1 protein-coding gene is annotated in these 420 nt (G+C 68.8%); it reads right to left on the reverse strand.

What is annotated here, in order from left to right; genetic code table 11:
* A partial coding sequence (locus LI94_RS24875; RefSeq protein WP_239651298.1) for a phosphopantetheine-binding protein occupies positions 1-393 on the reverse strand: 393 nt, incomplete at its 3' end.
* Positions 394-420: the final 27 nt, after the last annotated feature.

Raw genomic sequence — 420 nt, forward strand, 5'->3', positions numbered from 1 at the left:
GTCGACGATCTCCTGCAACGTCACCAACGCCGCCATCGTCGCCGTCTCCACCTCAGGCAACGACGGAACCCGATCCTGCACCGCCGACAAGATCTCCACCCGCTTGATCGAGTCGATCCCCAGATCCGCCTCAAGCGCCATCGACAGATCCAGCATCTCCACCGGATAACCGGTCTTGTCGGCGACCACCGCCAACATGTCCCCCACCAGATCCACCCCCGCCGCGGCCGGAGCCGGCGCGGCGGCCGGTGCGGCAGCTACCGGGGCCGGCGCGGGCGCGGCCGCAGCAGGCGCAGTCGCCGCAGCAGGCGCAGTCGCCGGGCCCATCAACGACTGCAGGTAGTCGACGATCTCCTGCAACGTCACCAACGCCGCCATCGTCGCCGTCTCCACCTCAGGCAACGACGGAACCCGATCCTG

The sequence above is a fragment of the Mycobacterium sp. UM_Kg27 genome (genome assembly GCF_000972905.1).
Taxonomy (GTDB): domain Bacteria; phylum Actinomycetota; class Actinomycetes; order Mycobacteriales; family Mycobacteriaceae; genus Mycobacterium.